This window comes from Methylobacterium sp. CCH5-D2 (assembly GCF_001556475.1).
GTDB lineage: Bacteria > Pseudomonadota > Alphaproteobacteria > Rhizobiales > Beijerinckiaceae > Methylobacterium > Methylobacterium hispanicum.
On the sequence record NZ_LSIX01000413.1, the window covers coordinates 1 to 545 of the forward strand.

General features: G+C 82.0%; 1 protein-coding gene. It reads left to right on the forward strand.

The features are described 5' to 3' along the window. A partial coding sequence (locus tag AX737_RS34280; protein WP_197430532.1) for a hypothetical protein occupies positions 1 to 545 on the forward strand: 545 nt, incomplete at both ends.

The following is a 545-nucleotide window of genomic DNA, read 5'->3' on the forward strand; positions in this document are numbered from 1 at the left end:
GGGCGCGGCTTCCGGGCGCTGGACCGGACGGCCCGGCACGCCGGGGGCTTGGTTGGGAGCCGGGGGTGCCGCCGGCTGCGGAGCGCCGGGCGCCGCGCGCGGGGCGCCGTCCGGACGGTCCTGCCGCTCCTGGCGATCCTGCCGCTCTTGGCGCTCTTGGCGCTCTTGGCGCTCTTGGCGATCCGGCCGATCTTTGCGGTCCTGACGATCCTGACGGTCCGGCTGCCCGGGCGAGCCGGGCTCGGGCCGCGGCGCCGGCCGCTGCGGCGTGTCGGCATCGGGTGCCCGACGCTCCGGTGCCGCGGGACGATCCGGCGCGGTCTGCCGCTCGGGCGCGGTCTGTCGCTCGGGCGCGGTCTGTCGCTCGGGCGCCCGCTCGCGGGCCGGCGGCGCCGCGCGCTCGGCCGGCTCGCGGTCCGGCCGCTGCGGGCGCTCGGGCTGGCGCTGGGCAGGTGCGCGCTCTTCGCGGGGTTCCGGGCGGGGCTCGGGCCGCTCGCGGGCGGCCGGCGGTTGCGGCCGCTCGGGGGGTGCGGCGCGCTCGGGGC